Source organism: Enterococcus sp. LJL51, from assembly GCF_054871795.1.
Genome location: NZ_JBTXLW010000015.1, coordinates 43,723 through 60,213 on the forward strand (window position 1 = coordinate 43,723; position 16,491 = coordinate 60,213).

General features: G+C 38.3%; 15 protein-coding genes. 3 read left to right on the top strand and 12 right to left on the bottom strand.

Going from position 1 to position 16,491, the window contains the following annotated elements; all coding sequences use genetic code 11:
* Positions 1 to 89: 89 nt before the first annotated feature.
* Both dapF and ACYSNQ_RS13420 read right to left on the bottom strand, forming a co-directional pair.
* Positions 90 to 1,058, bottom strand: coding sequence for a diaminopimelate epimerase (dapF, locus tag ACYSNQ_RS13415; protein WP_426084127.1), 969 nt, complete (start codon positions 1,056 to 1,058; stop codon positions 90 to 92).
* A gap of 110 nt (positions 1,059 to 1,168) precedes the next feature.
* Positions 1,169 to 1,777, bottom strand: coding sequence for a superoxide dismutase (locus tag ACYSNQ_RS13420; RefSeq protein ID WP_426084084.1), 609 nt, complete (start codon positions 1,775 to 1,777; stop codon positions 1,169 to 1,171).
* A gap of 391 nt (positions 1,778 to 2,168) precedes the next feature.
* Between ACYSNQ_RS13420 and ispG the strand changes: the two genes are divergently transcribed.
* Together ispG and ACYSNQ_RS13430 are read left to right on the top strand one after the other, a co-directional pair.
* Positions 2,169 to 3,260, top strand: a complete 1,092-nt coding sequence (ispG, locus tag ACYSNQ_RS13425; protein WP_426084085.1) for a flavodoxin-dependent (E)-4-hydroxy-3-methylbut-2-enyl-diphosphate synthase — start codon at positions 2,169 to 2,171, stop codon at positions 3,258 to 3,260.
* Positions 3,261 to 3,356: 96 nt separating this feature from the next.
* On the top strand, positions 3,357 to 4,319 hold the full coding sequence (locus ACYSNQ_RS13430) for a phosphoglycerate dehydrogenase (protein WP_426084086.1): 963 nt from the start codon (positions 3,357 to 3,359) through the stop codon (positions 4,317 to 4,319).
* Positions 4,320 to 4,417: 98 nt separating this feature from the next.
* On the opposite strand, the gene ACYSNQ_RS13435 is transcribed toward ACYSNQ_RS13430, so the two are convergent.
* The gene (locus ACYSNQ_RS13435) at positions 4,418 to 5,353 is read right to left on the bottom strand and encodes a glycosyltransferase family 2 protein (RefSeq protein WP_426084087.1); all 936 of its coding nucleotides are present in this window, start codon (positions 5,351 to 5,353) and stop codon (positions 4,418 to 4,420) included.
* A 273-nt stretch (positions 5,354 to 5,626) separates the two neighbouring features.
* Here ACYSNQ_RS13435 and ACYSNQ_RS13440 point away from each other — a divergent pair, with 273 nt between their 5' ends.
* Entirely contained in the window at positions 5,627 to 7,117 is a 1,491-nt protein-coding gene (locus ACYSNQ_RS13440) for a helix-turn-helix domain-containing protein (protein ID WP_426084088.1), read from the top strand.
* A gap of 376 nt (positions 7,118 to 7,493) precedes the next feature.
* Here ACYSNQ_RS13440 and ACYSNQ_RS13445 read toward each other — a convergent pair whose 3' ends face one another.
* The 9 genes from ACYSNQ_RS13445 to ACYSNQ_RS13485 form a co-directional block, all read right to left on the bottom strand.
* Complete coding sequence (locus ACYSNQ_RS13445) at positions 7,494 to 7,802, bottom strand: HesB/YadR/YfhF family protein (protein ID WP_426084089.1); 309 nt, start codon at positions 7,800 to 7,802, stop codon at positions 7,494 to 7,496.
* 60 nt (positions 7,803 to 7,862) lie between these two features.
* Positions 7,863 to 8,528: a potassium channel family protein gene (locus ACYSNQ_RS13450; protein ID WP_426084090.1), complete on the bottom strand. Its 666-nt coding sequence runs from the start codon at positions 8,526 to 8,528 to the stop codon at positions 7,863 to 7,865.
* 98 nt (positions 8,529 to 8,626) lie between these two features.
* Positions 8,627 to 9,259, bottom strand: a complete 633-nt coding sequence (locus ACYSNQ_RS13455; RefSeq protein WP_426084091.1) for a response regulator — start codon at positions 9,257 to 9,259, stop codon at positions 8,627 to 8,629.
* The gene (locus ACYSNQ_RS13460; RefSeq protein WP_426084092.1) at positions 9,234 to 10,346 is read right to left on the bottom strand and encodes a sensor histidine kinase; all 1,113 of its coding nucleotides are present in this window, start codon (positions 10,344 to 10,346) and stop codon (positions 9,234 to 9,236) included. The genes ACYSNQ_RS13455 and ACYSNQ_RS13460 overlap by 26 nt, the downstream gene beginning before the upstream one ends.
* Positions 10,343 to 11,074, bottom strand: coding sequence for a cell wall-active antibiotics response protein LiaF (gene liaF, locus ACYSNQ_RS13465; protein WP_426084093.1), 732 nt, complete (start codon positions 11,072 to 11,074; stop codon positions 10,343 to 10,345). The genes ACYSNQ_RS13460 and liaF overlap by 4 nt, the downstream gene beginning before the upstream one ends.
* A gap of 161 nt (positions 11,075 to 11,235) precedes the next feature.
* A complete protein-coding gene (gene greA, locus ACYSNQ_RS13470; RefSeq protein ID WP_426084094.1) occupies positions 11,236 to 11,709 on the bottom strand; it encodes a transcription elongation factor GreA in 474 nt (157 codons plus the stop codon).
* A gap of 231 nt (positions 11,710 to 11,940) precedes the next feature.
* Positions 11,941 to 13,374: an endolytic transglycosylase MltG gene (gene mltG / locus ACYSNQ_RS13475; protein WP_426084095.1), complete on the bottom strand. Its 1,434-nt coding sequence runs from the start codon at positions 13,372 to 13,374 to the stop codon at positions 11,941 to 11,943.
* 796 nt (positions 13,375 to 14,170) lie between these two features.
* On the bottom strand, positions 14,171 to 15,502 hold the full coding sequence (nox, locus tag ACYSNQ_RS13480) for a H2O-forming NADH oxidase (protein ID WP_426084096.1): 1,332 nt from the start codon (positions 15,500 to 15,502) through the stop codon (positions 14,171 to 14,173).
* Positions 15,503 to 15,782: 280 nt separating this feature from the next.
* Positions 15,783 to 16,427 (bottom strand): HAD family hydrolase, encoded by a 645-nt coding sequence (locus ACYSNQ_RS13485; RefSeq protein ID WP_426084097.1) that lies wholly within the window; start codon positions 16,425 to 16,427, stop codon positions 15,783 to 15,785.
* Between the last annotated feature and the right edge of the window lie 64 nt (positions 16,428 to 16,491).

Genomic DNA, 16,491 nt, shown 5'->3' on the forward strand with positions numbered 1-16,491 from the left:
TTCCTCCTGGTTACTGCTAATATTTCTAATTAGCGGAAAATAATTTATTCTAACCTCAAATTATACACTTATTCATACTTTTTACCATACTATATTATACTTTTTATAAATTCAAGATACGCCGTTTGCTCATCCGTTTCTTCAATTATAAGCTTATTAAAGGTTTCATCAAGCAATGCTGGTAAGGTTCCGTTAATCCGATGGGTAATTGTTGCATTTCCTATTAGCTCCATCCAGTAACCTCCGTCTCCGGTTTCATGGACAACGGTCTGAACCATTCCTCCCGTATTTTTCACGGTAATCTTTTCACAAAAGCGTCTGGAATACAGCAGCGCATACATTAAGCTGCTTGCACACATAGCTGTTCCACAGGCGCTGGTTAAGCCGACACCTCGCTCATACGTCCGCACAAACAATTTGTTTTCGGCAACTACTTCAACAAAACTAACATTAATGCCATCGAGAAAAATTGGATTTTCGCCATTGACATAAGCTGCAATCCGCTCTAATTCTCCATCATACAGTCCCTTATGATCAACAAACGCAATTAAATGGGGATTGGGTACAGAAACTACTGAAAAGTGCAAAGTATTAGAAAGCTCTGGAATCATCTTGTCAATTATGGTTTGTTGGGAATAAATCATAGGGACAGCATCCTTGTCAAAGCTGACCGGTGATATTTCTACCTGATAAGCAGGCACGCCTTCTGCAAAGCTGTCTGTTTTTCCAACCTTTAAATCAGCAAACATTGTTTCTATTGAAAAGAATTCCTTTTGGTAGCTATCAGAGAGGTATCTAGCTACTGTGCGCAATCCATTGCCGCACATACTTGCTTCGCTTCCATCTCTGTTTATAACACGCATTTTAGCCAGACTTGTTCCTTTACTCACATTTTCTATAAGCAGAATTCCATCCGCTCCGCCTAAAAGCCCTGTTTCACGGTCGCACAGATTGATTCTTAGCTGCTCAATCTCTGAGCTTGTCAGCGGTTTTGAAAGCTTTCTTTCATCTAAAATAAAAAAATCATTACCCGATCCATGTACTTTATACAAAGACACATTCAATTTAAGAAACCTCCCTTTTCCTGAGAACACTCCAACTACTAGTATGCCATAAAAAAAAAGAGGAGAACAGTAATTTTTTTACTTCTCCTCTTTTTTATTAATTTTTATTTTGCATTCTTTAGATTTTCATTTACTTTATCCCAATTTACAACATTCCAAAATGCAGCAATATAATCAGGACGTACATTTTTATACTTCAAATAATATGCGTGTTCCCAAACATCTAAACCTAAAACAGGTTTCTTGCCTTCCATTAAAGGAGAGTCCTGATTTGGTGTTGATGTGATTTCAAGCTTACCGTTATTAACAATTAACCAAGCCCAGCCTGAACCGAAACGTCCAGTCGCTGCAGTTTTGAATTCTTCTTTAAACGCCTCAAAGCTTCCAAATGCTTCATCAATGGCTGTTTTGATATCCCCAGTCGGTTCTCCACCGCCATTAGGTCCCATAATTTCCCAGAAAAATGTATGATTTGCATGGCCGCCGCCATTGTTTCTCACAACACCGCGGATATCTTCTGGAATACTATCTAAATCAGCAATTAATGCTTCAACCGATTTCTCGCCCAATTCAGGATGCTTCTCAATTGCACCATTCAAGTTGGTTACATAGGTATTATGATGCTTGTCATGGTGCAAATGCATCGTTTCTGTGTCAATGTTTGGTTCCAAAGCATCGTAAGCATAAGGTAAATCTGGTAGTTTATAAGTCATCTTAAATCTCCTCCAAAATCAATGTTTTAAACTCTATACAATATCAGCATAACAAACTTGAAGCCAACCTTCAAAATAATTGCTTACAAACACTCTTTTTTCCACGTTTTTTTTGCTTTCCTGCACTATACAGGGAAAAATACTAAAAAATAACTTCAACTCCTCTCAAAAAAACTCAATTTTTCCAGTTAAATATAAGCCATCACTTCAATTTCTTCTTTTTCTTAGCACAATTTTAAACATTTTTATAGTTCTTCTTTTGCCGGAATATGTTACTATTGTTTATTGATAAACGGAAAATACTATATTTTAGAATACATTGTCTGTTTCATAAGCATTTGATTCAGCTGCTTCACCCCATTCCATTAGACAAGGTAAAGGAGAGAGATTCATGAAGAAGATGGTTCATCGAAAGAATACTCGCCCGGTAAAGGTTGGCGACTTAACAATTGGCGGAAGTAATGAATTGTTCATTCAAAGTATGTGCACAACAAAAACGCACGATGTAGAAGGAACTGTTGCTCAGATTTTGGAATTAGAAGAAGCTGGCTGTCAGATTGTGCGGGTGGCTGTTCCTGATGAAGCAGCAGCAAATGCATTAGGTGCGATAAAAAAACAAATCCATATTCCTTTAGTTGCTGATATCCATTTTGATTATCGGTTAGCCTTGAAAGCAATTGAGCAGGGCGTCGACAAAATCAGGATTAACCCCGGAAATATCGGCCGGAAAGACCGGGTTGAAAAAGTTGTTGCTGCCTGCAAAGAAAAAGGGATTCCAATCAGAATCGGTGTCAACGCCGGCTCGTTAGAAAAGAAATTTCTTCAACAATATGGCTATCCTACTGCTGAAGCAATGGTGGCCAGTGCTATAGAACATATTAAAATCTTAGAAGATTTGGATTTTTATGATATCATCGTATCTTTAAAAGCCAGTGATGTGAACCTTGCCATTGATGCTTATTCTCTGGCGGCAGAAAGCTTTGACTACCCGCTTCATTTAGGTATTACTGAGGCTGGCACACAGTTTTCCGGCGGGATTAAGTCGGCTGCCGGGCTGGGCGCTCTTCTTTCTCGAGGAATCGGAAATACTTGTCGTGTGTCTCTTTCTGCTGATCCTGTAGAAGAAATAAAGGTGGCTAGAGAAGTTCTAAAAGCCTTTGGCTTAGCAAGTAATGCTGCAACTCTAATCTCCTGTCCAACCTGCGGACGGATTGAAATCGATTTGATTCCGATTGCTAATGAAATCGAAGCTTATATCGAAAAAATCAAGGCACCCATCAAAGTAGCCGTTCTAGGCTGTGCAGTGAACGGTCCGGGAGAAGCCAGAGAAGCAGATATCGGTATTGCAGGCGGTCAAGGAAAAGGGATGCTTTTCAAAAAAGGAAAGATTATCCGAACTGTTCCAGAGGAAATCATGGTAGAGGAACTAAAAAAAGAGGTAGACCTATTAGCTGAAGCCTATGCCCGTGGTGAAGAAATATAAAATAGAGATGCATTCTTCTTTCCAAGAAGAGTGCATTTTTTGTTTGTTTTCGCTATTCTTTGTTACAATGATACTAGCGAAGGGGAGGATATTATCATGGGAAAACCAATTATTTTTCTTCAGGAAAAGCTTAAGCCTGAACAAATTAAACGAATCACAGAAACTGCTGAAAACTATCTTGTGCTTGATTCGTCAACTGACTCTCAAACGTTTAACGAAGAGGATATAGCTATTATGCTCGGCTGGAACAAGGAAATAGGCCCTCGTCTATTAGCGAATCCGCATAGTCAGCTCCAATGGGTACAGTCTATTTCGGCAGGAGTTGATTCTTTTGATTTGGCTGCTTTTCAGAACAAAAATATCTTATTATCTAACGGCAGCGGTATTCACAGTGTTTCCATAACTGAGCATGTATTAGGTGTTTTATTATCCGAATATCGAGGATTGCGCAGTGCAGTCATTGATCAAAAGAAAAACGCATGGAGCCGGTCTACCAGTAAAATACGGCAGCTTTCAGGTCAAAAAATGTTAATTGTGGGCACTGGAAAAATCGGACAACAGCTGGCTGCATTTGCTCAAGGATTAAAAATACAGACATACGGCATCAATTCAACGGGGCATCCATCATCTGGCTTTTTGGAATGTTACTCACAAAAAAATATGAGTCGAATTATTCAGGACATGGATATTGTTGTTAATATTTTACCGTTAACAGAGGAAACGTATTATTTATACGATGAAGCTATGTTTAATGCAATGAAAAAAGGAGTTGTTTTTATCAATGTGGGAAGAGGACCTTCGGTCAAAACAACAGATTTGCTCTCCGCTCTCAATAATGAACAAATTAGTTTTGCCGCACTGGATGTTTTTGAAGAAGAACCATTACCCAAAGACTCTCCATTATGGACACTAGATAATGTTCTGATTACCCCGCATATTTCAGGTATGACTGCCGGCTTTAAAGAAAAGTTAACCAGAATATTTTTGAGCAATTTAAAAAGTTTTATTGAAGCTGGAAAACTTGAAAAAAATCAAGTCGACCTTACAAAAGGTTATTAAACTATCCCACAACTATGATTGCTAATCCCTTTACTCGACAACTTATATAATAAAAGCCATCCGCAGTTTCCTGTTGGATGGCTTTGCTTCTTTTACAATTATAATAGATTGTTTTCCTCAGTTTCCTTTACGATATACGCAGGTCTATTTTTTGTCTCCATAAATATCTTTCCGATATATTTCCCTATAATTCCTAAGCACAACAGCTGTAGTCCGCCGACAAATAGGAAAATACAAACCATTGAGGGCCAGCCGCTCGTCGGGTCACCATACATCAATGTGCGGAACAAGATAACCAGCATCGCAATTACCGAGCCAAAACATGACAACGCACCCACATATGAAGCAATGTTCAATGGAACTTCAGAAAAATTGATGATACCGTCTATCGAATAGCTCAATAGACTCCAAAAAGACCACGATGTCTCGCCTGCTACGCGTTCCCTGTTTTCATAAGAAAGATACTTTGTGTTAAACCCCACCCAGCTAAAAATCCCTTTTGAAAAACGGTTATATTCAGTCAGTTCAAGAATGCTGTCCACCATTTGGCGTGTCATCAGGCGAAAATCACGTGCACCGTCTACCATCTCAGTTTCGCCAATCTTATTAATCAATTTGTAAAACATGCGGGCAAAAAAACTACGGATAGCCGGTTCTCCATCCCTCGTTGCTCTTCGCGTACCCACGCAGTCTATATCTTCTGTTTCAATCAGCCGAATCATCTCCGGCAGTAATTCAGGCGGATCTTGTAAATCTGCATCCATGACTGTTACCAGTTCGCCTTTTGCAGATTGTAAACCAGCATACAAACCAGCTTCTTTGCCAAAATTTCTAGAAAACGATATGTACCTAACCTTTTGGGGATAAGAACGATGCAATTCTCTTAAACAAGACAAGGTACTATCTTTTGACCCATCATTCACAAATATATATTCAATTTCATGGTCGATTTGCTGACTAACTTTTTCTACTTCCTTAAAGAAAGCTGGAATGGACTCCTCTTCATTATAACAAGGAATAACTATCGATAACATTTTCTCTTTCCTCCTACAACGGTCTTCTATTTATTATAACATACCATAAACGTAGATAAATACAACATATTAAATAACTAGCGTATTATTAAATAAAATGAAAAAATAGCGATATAACTTCCCTATAAATAGGCTTGTTATTTATTTATTTTTATATAAAAAACAAATTTTTCTGAAATAAGTGTTGTATTTATCCGTTTTCATGGGTATTATATATATGTAGTGAATAATAAAAAATAATTTACTTGATAACTATTTATAAAGGAGATAAATATGCTTGAAACAATTGCATTAGATGATTTTGCTGTAAAAAAGCTGGAAATGTTTCATCAACTATTTGATTTTGATGATGGTGTTTATTCCCCCCGCTTCTTTAAGCAGTATTCAGAGTTTTCCTATGCCAGATTAATCTCTTTATTTTCAGAAATGAATGAAGACTTTCAGCAGCAGGCTGATTTCTCCCTTCTTTCCGAAGATGGTAAAGTCGTAATTGATAAAGAGGAGCTAATAAAAATTCCCTATCAACAATTCCTTTTCCAGGAAAGCATTGCTTATAAATTTTTATTAGCCGCAATCCTTGAGAAAAATTATCGGCTTGAAGACTTTTGTGAAGAAAATTACATAAGTAGAGCTTCTGTTCTGCGTAGACTAAATCCTCTCATTAACTATCTTAAAAAATTTGATATCCAAATCAACTGCTCCAAAATGAAAATCACCGGAAATGAAGCGATTATTCGAATCGTATATTTCAACTTTTTCTGGCTGACTTCCTTTGGAGAAGATTTTTTTGTTGCACTTGATGAAAAAAAACGTGGACCAGAATTATTCGACTTCAGCGATAAACAGCTGATGAAATATGTAGAACCACGCCAATGGTTTCTGTTAACCTCTATTAACCGGCTGCGTCTTGAAAAGGCTCATTATTTGGATGAAACACCATTTGATCAGTTGGTTTACCCCGAAACCAACCTTTCCTATTTTGATGAGCTGAAGCAGTTAGGCGTTTCCGCTGAATTCCGCTCACGAGAATGTGATTTTCTGTCTTATATGCTCTTTTACTGGATTCCCTATTTCCACTTTGATGATCCTCGCATCCCGTATGTACGCTCTTATATGCTCAGCGATAACCACCCACTGGATGACTTGATTGACCGTTTCCAATTTTTCTATAGCCATTCACTTGGCGATCTCTCTCTCACTAATGAGGAGAAAGAGCTACTACATATTAACATTTTTACTACTGTGCTTAATCATGCAATTAGAGAAAATACACTACCCCTTGCTGTTGATTTTTCTTTTGATTTGTTCAAAGGTCATCATCCATTATTTGAACCTTTATTCAAGAATATTCAAAGTTTTCTAAGGTCAACTGCCCAAATGGAACAGTATCAGTGGCTTATCAACTGCATTGACCATTTATCTTACACATGTGCAGTATTTTTACTTCCATATGTTGAAAGAAGCAGGAAAAATCATTTACTTCGCGTAGGTATTATTCTGTTTCAAAATGCTATCGTCTCTCAATCACTGTTCGAGTATTTATCAAAAATCCCCTTTGTTGATGTCGATTTGATTACCTCATCTGCAAAAAAGGATTATGATTTCTACATAGCCACCTCTCCTCTCCTGCTGCCAAAAAGCGTAAGAAGGAAGGGAAACTTTAAATTAATTACATTGACTGAGATGGAAAATTACCAAAAAATTCTTTTTTCTACCCTACAGGAAAAGTATACAGAAAAAACCAATAAATTTATTGCCGGCTGAGTAAATTATAGGGAAACTTAAACAAACCGTTTCTTGTTCTTTCATTATCCCAAAATCACCAGCAACAATACTTTAAAAGTAAAGATAGGACTGGAGCTTAGTCATATGACTAAGCTCCAGTCCTAAAAAAATATTAAATAGCGTTTCATTGTTCTTATATTCCTGAAACGTACTGTCGTAAGAAGCATAGACAGCAAAGCAAGCTCCGTGGGATTAAGCAGGAATCAATCAAAAATAGCAGCAGCTATTTTCGGATAATTCCAGTTTAATCTCGGAGCTTTATATTTTTTGCATTCTCATTTTCTGTATCTGAAATGAAGTGAATTAACATCTATTCAAAATAGAAAATCAATCGTCCGCAAGAATAGATACCTACTTACCCTTCAAAATCATCATTTTTTTCAAAATGGTAGCTCGGTTCGTCCATTTTGGCATTATAGTCTACAAGCAAGTCATAGCCTTTAAAGAACCAATCATCGGTTTCTTCAACAAAGTATAGTCTGCCTGCTTCATTAACCTCTATTAGCGGCGTCTCTGGGGTATCAACAGACATCCCAACTGAAAAACCTTCATGGACATCGGTTTTCCCGTAGACCTTCCCATAAAAGCGAATCCCCATCCCTGAGGCAACATCGATTTCCCCTTCAAACCATTTCTGAGCACGAGGTGTTATCGTCAGTTTCATCATCATTCCTCCCTACCAAACCATTGTAGCATACGGCACAGTAGTTTCATGGAAAAATGCTTATTGACTCATTTTCTCGTCCAATAAGTCAACATCGTCCGTATCACCAATTACTAACAGGTTATCATTCTCCCGAACGATTTCTTCTGCAGCAGGAGAAGCAATAACTTCTGTTTTAGATCGACGAATAGCAACTACGGTCAAGCCGAACCGCTGACGGAAATTTAAATCAGCAAGTGTTTTGTTATAAAACTTTGGATTAGATACACGAACCTCTGCTAAGGAAAACTCATTTGACAGCTCAATATAATCTAAAATATTTTTTGATACAAGCTTGTGTGCCAGTCTGACCCCCATATCCCGTTCCGGGTGAACCACTGTATCTGCTCCTATTTTCTCTAATACTCTAGCATGATAAGAGTTCACAGCCTTCGCTAGAACGTTAGGTACACCCATTTCCTTCACCATCAATGTGACCAAGATGCTTGCCTGAATGTCCTCGCCAATCGCTACAACTACATGATCAAAATTGCGGATACCTAAAGAACGCAGGGTCATCTCATCCTGCGCATTAGCAACTACTGCATGAGTAGCAATATTCATGTACTCATTTACCCGATCTTCACTGCTGTCAATTGCAAGGACTTCTTGTCCTGCCTCAGCCAGCGTTTGACAAATACTGCCTCCAAATCTTCCCAATCCAATAACCGCAAAGTTCTGCTTCATAATATTCAATGCTCCTATAAATGAATTTAGCAAAAGCACAATAGGGGGTTATTATTCCTCCATGCACTTCTGCTTTTAAATGCTATACAATTTTATCACTACTCTGTTAGCTGATGCTGAAAAGCATAAATCGTCGCCTGTGTCCGATCATCTACGTCAAGCTTTGCTAAAATATTGGAAACATGGGTTTTTACTGTTTTTAATGTAATAAACAGCTCATCAGCGATTTCCTGATTACTTTTCCCTTTCGCAATCAGCAAAAGAATTTCAAATTCTCTATTTGTTAAATCATCATGAAGAACCGGCTCCTGTTTCTTTGTCAGCCGCTCCATCATTTTTGTTGTAACCTCTGGTTCAAGTACACGTTCCCCACGATAAGTTGCCCGAATAGCATCGGCAATTTCATGAGCTGTAGATGTTTTCAATAAATAGCCGGCAGCGCCAGCTTCAATAGCAGGATATACCTTTTCGTCATCAATAAAACTTGTTACGATAATAATCTTGGCTTCTGGCCAGTCTTTCAATATCGCTTGTGTAGATTCTATCCCATCCATTTCGTCCATAACCAAATCCATCAGAATAACATCCGGTCTTAACTCTAATGCTTTTTCGTAGCCAATTTTTCCATTCTCAGCTTCGCCAATTACTTCAATATCTTCTTGAATAGACAGGTAGGAAGAAACACCTAAGCGCACCATTTCATGGTCATCCACCAGCATTACTTTGATCATCTACAAGCTCCTCCTTTATCACAGGTACTTTTATTTCTACACTCGTTCCTTGGTCTTTAAAGCTAATAATCTTGATTGTACCGCCCATACCGGCTACTCGTTCCCGAATGTTCTTCAAGCCGTAGCTGCCGGCTTTGTTCTCGTTTTCATTTGTATCAAAGCCCACACCGTCATCAACCAGTCGCAAAAGGACGCTATCATTAACTTGATGCATGTATACTTCTAGCTCATGGGCTTTCGCATGACGCAGCGTATTCGATAGGAGCTCCTGAACAATCCGAAACAGATGATCTTCAATACTGTTGTTCAGACAAACATCTTCTACATCCCACGTCAGTTCAATCTTAATTTTTGTCTGCAGTTCTTTTAGAAGCTGTTCAATCCCCTTTTTCAAACTCTTTCCTTCCAGACTTACTGGACGTAAATGCAGCAGCAGGGCTCTCATTTCAGATTGAGAAGCATTGATAATATCACCGACAATCGCCAGTTGTTTCTTGAACATTGCCATTTCAGGCGCCTCTGATTTTTGAGCCTGCTCATTTAGTGCAGAAATCAACATCATCGCGCCAAAGAGCTGCTGACTCACTGAATCATGCAGTTCTCTGGCCAGACGATGACGTTCTGCTTCTAAAATCTCTTCTCTCGTTTCGCCATCTACAATCTGCGGACGACTGTTTAACAACTGAAGTTCTTTCGACATCTCCAGCAATTTAGCCCGAATCTTTCCCATATCCGTGTCAATTTCGCCAACATATGCATCGCTTTCCGGATGGGGGATTCGCTTAGCCAGCAGAGGACTGTCATAGTTCCCAGCTGCCAACAAGCGCAGCTTTTCTTCAATTTTACCATATTGCGCTTTTTGCACAATAGAAATCAATAGAAAAGTAATCAAACCCACCAACAAAGAAATCAGTAAAATATGAAAAAAGAAAGGGATGTAGAAAACTTTTCTACGGAAAAGCTCCAACAGCCAATCTTTTTGTCTTGTTGAATAGAAGTAGGAAAACAGCGTAAATACTACAACTAAAAATGTACTGAGCGAAGCATAAATTGCCAGCATCTGTCGGGAAATCTTCTCACCTATCATACACGGATCACCTCAACATCTCCTAACAAAGTATTTGTAATGATTTTCAGCCTTCTCGGATTATCATCATAGCTGTCGCTGTAAATTTTGAAGGATTCATTTTTCAAATGATACTTCTCGTCTTCAAATGTCACACTGCCGAAAAATGTGGAGTGCTCCAACAGAACTGCTACGCCCAAAGGAACAAGTATCCTTGTGCGGCCAAAACCTTTTCTTACAATAATAACATTGTCATCCTTCGGCAACAAGGTATTTCCTAAATCAACAATTGTGTCGCCTGAAAGAACGTTGATGTTGATATCATCCCACTCATACACATTGCTGCCAATCCGCTCATTGGCAAACCAGGGACGTTTGAAGCGGCGGCCATTTTTACTTTCAACATTCGTTGTCTCAATAATCATCATTTGCTTTTTCTTCCAAGGAGCCCGCTGTGTAATATCAATGCCGGCAACTTCCACACCTTTTAAACCAATAAATAAAATAGCAAAGACAACCATCAGCCAAACAGCCGGACTGTTAATTACCCCAATTAGAATCAGGATAACCCCCATTATAAGTAAAAAACTGTTAAAGTTATTTCTACGCGGTCTTCTTGTAGAAAAGACCACACTTAAAACGCCTAGTATCAACAGGATGAGAAGAGGTGTGTTATGTATAACCTGCCATAAAGCACAAACAAATAATAATGCCTCTACAATAATAAAAAATCTCCATGGATTATTCATTCTTACTCCCCCTTTCTTTCTGTCATTAGTATACCTTGTCTCTCACAATAATATTAGTTGCTTTAGTACGATTTTGCTATAGGTCTTAAGCCTGAGTTTTCAACAAAACGAGGATGGGAGAGTTATTTCTCCTATCCTCGGTTATCATCTTCATCTATTCTTTAGCCTACACGGGTAATTTTTACCTGCATATCGCCGCCCGGTGTTGCAATCGCAACCTCATCACCTAAGTATTTGCCAATCAAAGCCTGTGCAATTGGTGAATCATTGGAAATTTTCCCTGAAAACGGATCCGCTTCAGCACTTCCTACGATTGTATACTCTTCTTCGTCTCCATCTGGCAGTTCCATAAACGCAACCGTTTTTCCAATAGAAACTTCATCTGAATCAACTCCGCCGTTATCGATAATTTCAGCAAAACGAATCATATTTTCCAATGTAGTGATCCGTCCTTCAACGAAAGCCTGTTCGTCTTTAGCAGATTCATACTCAGAGTTTTCAGACAAGTCTCCAAAACTACGGGCAATCTTAATACGCTCTACAATTTCTTTTCGTTTAACTGTTTTTAATTCTTCTAATTCCTGCTCTAACTTTTCTTTTCCTTCAAGTGTCATAGGAAATACTTTTTCCACCATAATGATTCTCCCTTACTAAATTACTACAATTTGTTATGTATTTGTTTCTAACAATATACAGCATTTGTAATCCACAAAAGATTACCACGGTTTCCAAAAATTGTAAATAAGAATTGTGTATTTTTATTTTTTTTCGTTTCTAAAAAATCTACCGCTTTCATAAATTTATCAAAGCGAAACGAGCCTCACCGTAAATAGTTTGGCTCGTAACAAATTACTCTAAAATTATACTTAATCACTATTTTCTTCTGTATTATTCACATATTTGTCTACTAAAACCTGATGCTCTTCATATGTTTCAGCAAAGTAAACTTTTCCAGTAGTGATATCCGCTACAAAGTACAGATAATTGTTCTCTTCAGGATTCAGCACTGCGGAAATCGCCTGTTCACTCGGACTGTCTAGAGGTCCAGGTCCATATCCGGCATTTTTATAGAGATTGTATGGAGAATCAACTTCCAGATCCTCATAGGTTACCAGTTCCTTATGTTCTCCTAATGCGTAAAGTATTGAAATATCGGACTGCAGTGGCATATTAGCAGCCAATCGGTTGAAGAAGACCTGCGCAATGTTTCTTCGGTCGCTTTCTTCGACTCCTTCTTTTTCCACGAGGGAAGCTAGTGTCAACACCTGCTGATTAGACATTCCTTTTGCATGAATTGTTGGCTTGAATTGCTCCATTACACTGTTTGACTTAGCTACCATTTGTTCTACAAAATCTTCCAGTGTAATATCTTTGTAGTAATCATAGGTTGCCGGGAATAGATAGCCTTCCAAACGATAACGAACCCCTTCTGCAGTTGCCGCAGTTTCCAACAAGTCAGGGTATTTCGCTTGAAGCGAGTTAAAATAATCTTGATTTTTCATCAATGCAATAAAATCGTCTTTTTTAAACGAAGTATTTTCTTTGATTGCATCTCCGATTTTATCAATATCATACCCTTCAGGAATCGTTACTTTTCCATCCGCAATTTGAGTTGGCTCAGCTGTTCCTCCAGCTTTGAGCATCTCGCCCACATCGTCCAAGGTCATATCAGGAGACATCTGATAATAGCCTGCCTGAAAATCCGTCAGATTTTTAAATTTAATATAGTAGTTGAACACCATACCGCTTTTAATAACTTTTGATTCCTCTAGTATGGCCCCAATCTCCTTATTAGAAGATCCCTCAGGAATATGAACCTGAACTAGATTAGAATCACTTTTATCCAATGGTTTCAATCCATCATCAACATACTTGTATAAGGTAAAACCGAAAATAGCAATCACCAGAATCAAAACAGAAATAACTAATAATGCTATTTTATTAACAATTCTGTCTTCTTTCTTTCGAGTTCGTCTAAACTCTTCTTTAGAACCTGCTCTATTTTCTGAAGTGCGGTGTACTTCATCCCCACTCTCATTTGTATTTTCTGATTGATAGCCGCCACTGCGGGTATCGTGAGCCGCTGATCGAGAATAGCTTTCGGGAGCTTCCTGCCGAGACTCCCACTCTGATGAGTTATCAGTATAATCAGTATGCGTATTAGTTTCTTCACTATGATAGTTGTTTCCAGAAGAAGATGTATTGTCATTCTCAACATTGTCACCTCTCAAAGAACGCAGTACCTGATCTTTAAAGGAAGAATCAGAATGATCTTGATTATTTTGGTTATCGTTTGCCAAAATTAATCCTCCTTGCTTTTTAAATAACTTCTATAACTCCAACCATTATACATGAAAGTTTTTGAAATTTAAACTTTTTTAGGTAAAAGAGCTCTAAATTAAGATTCTTTTAGTGAAACTATGAGGAGAGCGGGCGCAGTTTCTTCCATCGCTTAAGTAATATTTCTCATTTTTCAAACCTGTAAAATTACAAAAAACGGCAGCTAATAAGTGCTTACTCCTATTTACGCAAAGCCTTTCAACCGAGGTCGAGACAAAAGTGTTTAGCTCCGAGAACCAAGTAGGTACTGTTCAACATCAGCTCATCCCTCGCTGTGTTTCACAGCAATAAGACGGATTATCCGAAAATTGTCAAGAAACACTACAAGGGAACCCAGTAGCTGTTGATTGATACCTACCTGGAGCTTTTCATATTTTTGAGATCGTTCGGCTTATTTCCGAGAACTTCAACTCTTAGTGCTTTTAGCACTTAGAAGTTGATGCTATCGGAACAAAGTGTAGTGAGCTTGCTGTCTCTACGAGTCTAGCGATTCTCGAGACAATGCATTAGGTTCCTACAAGCTTGTCTACGGTTCTCACTCTGTTGCGATCCTCGAAGCATACAAAGACTGGAACGCCGTTTATTCCGATTTTAGAGAAAGAAGAGTTCAGGCATTTACTTATGTCCCAAACTCGAAATAAAAAGCTTCTGAATATCCTACTGTCTACTCTCACCATATAAAGAAAAAACGGTTTTAACATTCTTTTTTACAGGGCAGATAAAAAAGCGGGATAATCTCCCGCTTTTTATCTGTTCCTATTCTGCACTTAATGCTGCCATTGTTATATAGTTATACGGCTGGTTGAAGTGAGGCAGGAAGAAAATATCCAGCAATTTCAGCTTATCAATTGTTACACTTTCCTCAATTGCCAGTGAGAACATGTGAATTCCCATTGAAATATCTTCATAGGATGCCAGCTGAGCACCAATCACTCGACGTGACTCTTCTTCATAAACAATCCGAATTTTCACTTTATTGTTTTCTTTCATAAAGCCAGGCTTTTGTGTATCTTCAAATTCTGTATATTTCACTTTAAAGCCAGCTTTTTCAGCTTCTTGCACAGTTAACCCTGTTGAAACCATATTATAACCAAAAATTGAAATACCATTTGATCCCTGAACACCAATTGCTTCCAACGGTGTACCGCCGACATTGTGAGCACCGACAATCCCTGAACGAACCGCATTTGTTGCTAAAGCGATATAAGTTGTTGCTTGTACAGCATTAGAATAAATGGTTGCACAATCTCCTACTGCGTAAACATCTGGATCACTTGTTTGTTGATGATTGTCTACTAAATAGGCACCATTAGTAAATAATTTCAAATGATCCTTGCCAAGTTCATTATTTGGACGGAAGCCAATAGCGTTAATTACTAAATCTACTGGATATTCCCCTTTATCCGTCACAATAGCTTCTACTTTCTCTGAGCCTTTATATTCTTTGGCCAGTTCATTGTAATGAAGCTCCACACCGTTATCTGATAATACCCTATCCATATCATCAGTAAACCATTTATCATAATAGTTCGGCAGGCAGCGGTCTGCTGCATCAAAAAGCAGAACGTTTTTGCCACGGCGTTTCGCTGCTTCAGCAATTTCCACACCAATGTAGCCTGCACCGATAACTGCTACTGTTTCCACACCTGGCTGAGCCATTGCTGCATCCACGGCCTGACCATCTTGGAAAAGTTTCAGGAACTCAACATTTTTCAACTCTTTTCCTGGAATATCAGGAGAGATAGGAGCCGACCCAGTTGCTAAAATCAGCTTGTCATAAGTCTCAGAAAATTCTGCTCCGTCTTGCTTTTTACAATGAACAATCTTTTGTTCAAAGTCAATGTGATCAACTACTGTTTCCATGTGAATAGTTGCACCTTTAGCTTCAAAATCTTCTTTCTTTGTGTAGAAAAGATTTTCGTAAGAATCAATCTGACGTCCTACCCAAAGAGCAGTTCCACATCCTAAATAGCTCAAGTTCGTATTTTTATCAATCATTACGACCTCTTGATCTTTGTACGTGTCTAATAACGTGTTTGCTGCTGCAATACCTGCGTGATTGGTACCGACAATAACTGTTTTTGTCATTAAAAAAATTCCTCCATTTCATGTTAAAGGTTGTTATTCTATTATAACTCAATGTAAGGGATTACTTTTATCAAAATATCGAGATTTTATCGAAAAAATTGAGAATTAGTGAGCAAACTATTGGTTACGCTTACGTAAGCAAGGCTCCACTACTGTCAAAAAAATTCTATTTTTTCTATTAAGTATTCAAAAATTAACACTTCCAAAAAAATAACGAATGTGATTTTATTGAACATAAAAAAATCCTGAGATTATCTTTCAGGATTTTTGTCTATAATACTCAGATAAGCAAATCAGCTAGTTCAACAGGCTTAGAGAGTATTTTATATGCCCCAGCTACTGTCAATTCTTCTTTGCTGCCATAGCCATACAATACGCCGACTGCTGGAAGATTATTTTCCGCTGCACCTAATATGTCATGCTCTCTATCCCCTATCATTACTGCCTCTGCCGGATTAATATTCCCGTTATTCAGCGCATAGCGAATCACATCTCCTTTTTTCGAACGTATACCGTCCATACTTGCTCCATAGATTCCTTCAAAAAAATCGGTGAGCTGAAAGTAATCTGCTATCTGGCGTGCAAAATGCTCAGGCTTGGACGTTGCTATATAGAGTTGGCAGCCTGCTTGTTTCAATTGCTTTAAAACCTCTGGAATTCCTTCATAAACAGTATTCTCGTAGATTCCTGTTTCCCTGTAATACTCCCTATAATAGGCTACAGCTTTCTCAGCAGCAGTTTCGTCCAAATCATAGTTCGTCATAAAAGAATCTTTTAAAGGCGGCCCTATAAAAGAACGCAGATTATCCTGCGGTGAAACTGCTACCTCCATTTTCTTCAATGCGTAGGTAACAGAATTGATAATCCCCTTACCAGAATCAGTAATCGTACCATCCAAATCAAACAAGAGTGCGCTATATCTCATCTTTATCCCTCCAATTGTTATCCTTATCGTAGCACACTTATTTCTTGTTAACGAGAAATAAAAT

What these genes read in the sequence shown, in the direction of transcription:
- liaF (WP_426084093.1), bottom strand. Translation starts at nt 11,074, where the DNA reads ATGAATAATCCATGGAGATTTTTTATTATTGTAGAGGCATTATTATTT.
- ACYSNQ_RS13430 (WP_426084086.1), top strand. Translation starts at nt 3,357, where the DNA reads ATGGGAAAACCAATTATTTTTCTTCAGGAAAAGCTTAAGCCTGAACAA.
- ACYSNQ_RS13445 (WP_426084089.1), bottom strand. Translation starts at nt 7,802, where the DNA reads ATGAAACTGACGATAACACCTCGTGCTCAGAAATGGTTTGAAGGGGAA.
- ACYSNQ_RS13420 (WP_426084084.1), bottom strand. Translation starts at nt 1,777, where the DNA reads ATGACTTATAAACTACCAGATTTACCTTATGCTTACGATGCTTTGGAA.
- ACYSNQ_RS13450 (WP_426084090.1), bottom strand. Translation starts at nt 8,528, where the DNA reads ATGAAGCAGAACTTTGCGGTTATTGGATTGGGAAGATTTGGAGGCAGT.
- ACYSNQ_RS13485 (WP_426084097.1), bottom strand. Translation starts at nt 16,427, where the DNA reads ATGAGATATAGCGCACTCTTGTTTGATTTGGATGGTACGATTACTGAT.
- ACYSNQ_RS13460 (WP_426084092.1), bottom strand. Translation starts at nt 10,346, where the DNA reads ATGATAGGTGAGAAGATTTCCCGACAGATGCTGGCAATTTATGCTTCG.
- ACYSNQ_RS13435 (WP_426084087.1), bottom strand. Translation starts at nt 5,353, where the DNA reads ATGTTATCGATAGTTATTCCTTGTTATAATGAAGAGGAGTCCATTCCA.
- ACYSNQ_RS13440 (WP_426084088.1), top strand. Translation starts at nt 5,627, where the DNA reads ATGCTTGAAACAATTGCATTAGATGATTTTGCTGTAAAAAAGCTGGAA.
- nox (WP_426084096.1), bottom strand. Translation starts at nt 15,502, where the DNA reads ATGACAAAAACAGTTATTGTCGGTACCAATCACGCAGGTATTGCAGCA.
- ispG (WP_426084085.1), top strand. Translation starts at nt 2,169, where the DNA reads ATGAAGAAGATGGTTCATCGAAAGAATACTCGCCCGGTAAAGGTTGGC.
- greA (WP_426084094.1), bottom strand. Translation starts at nt 11,709, where the DNA reads ATGGTGGAAAAAGTATTTCCTATGACACTTGAAGGAAAAGAAAAGTTA.
- ACYSNQ_RS13455 (WP_426084091.1), bottom strand. Translation starts at nt 9,259, where the DNA reads ATGATCAAAGTAATGCTGGTGGATGACCATGAAATGGTGCGCTTAGGT.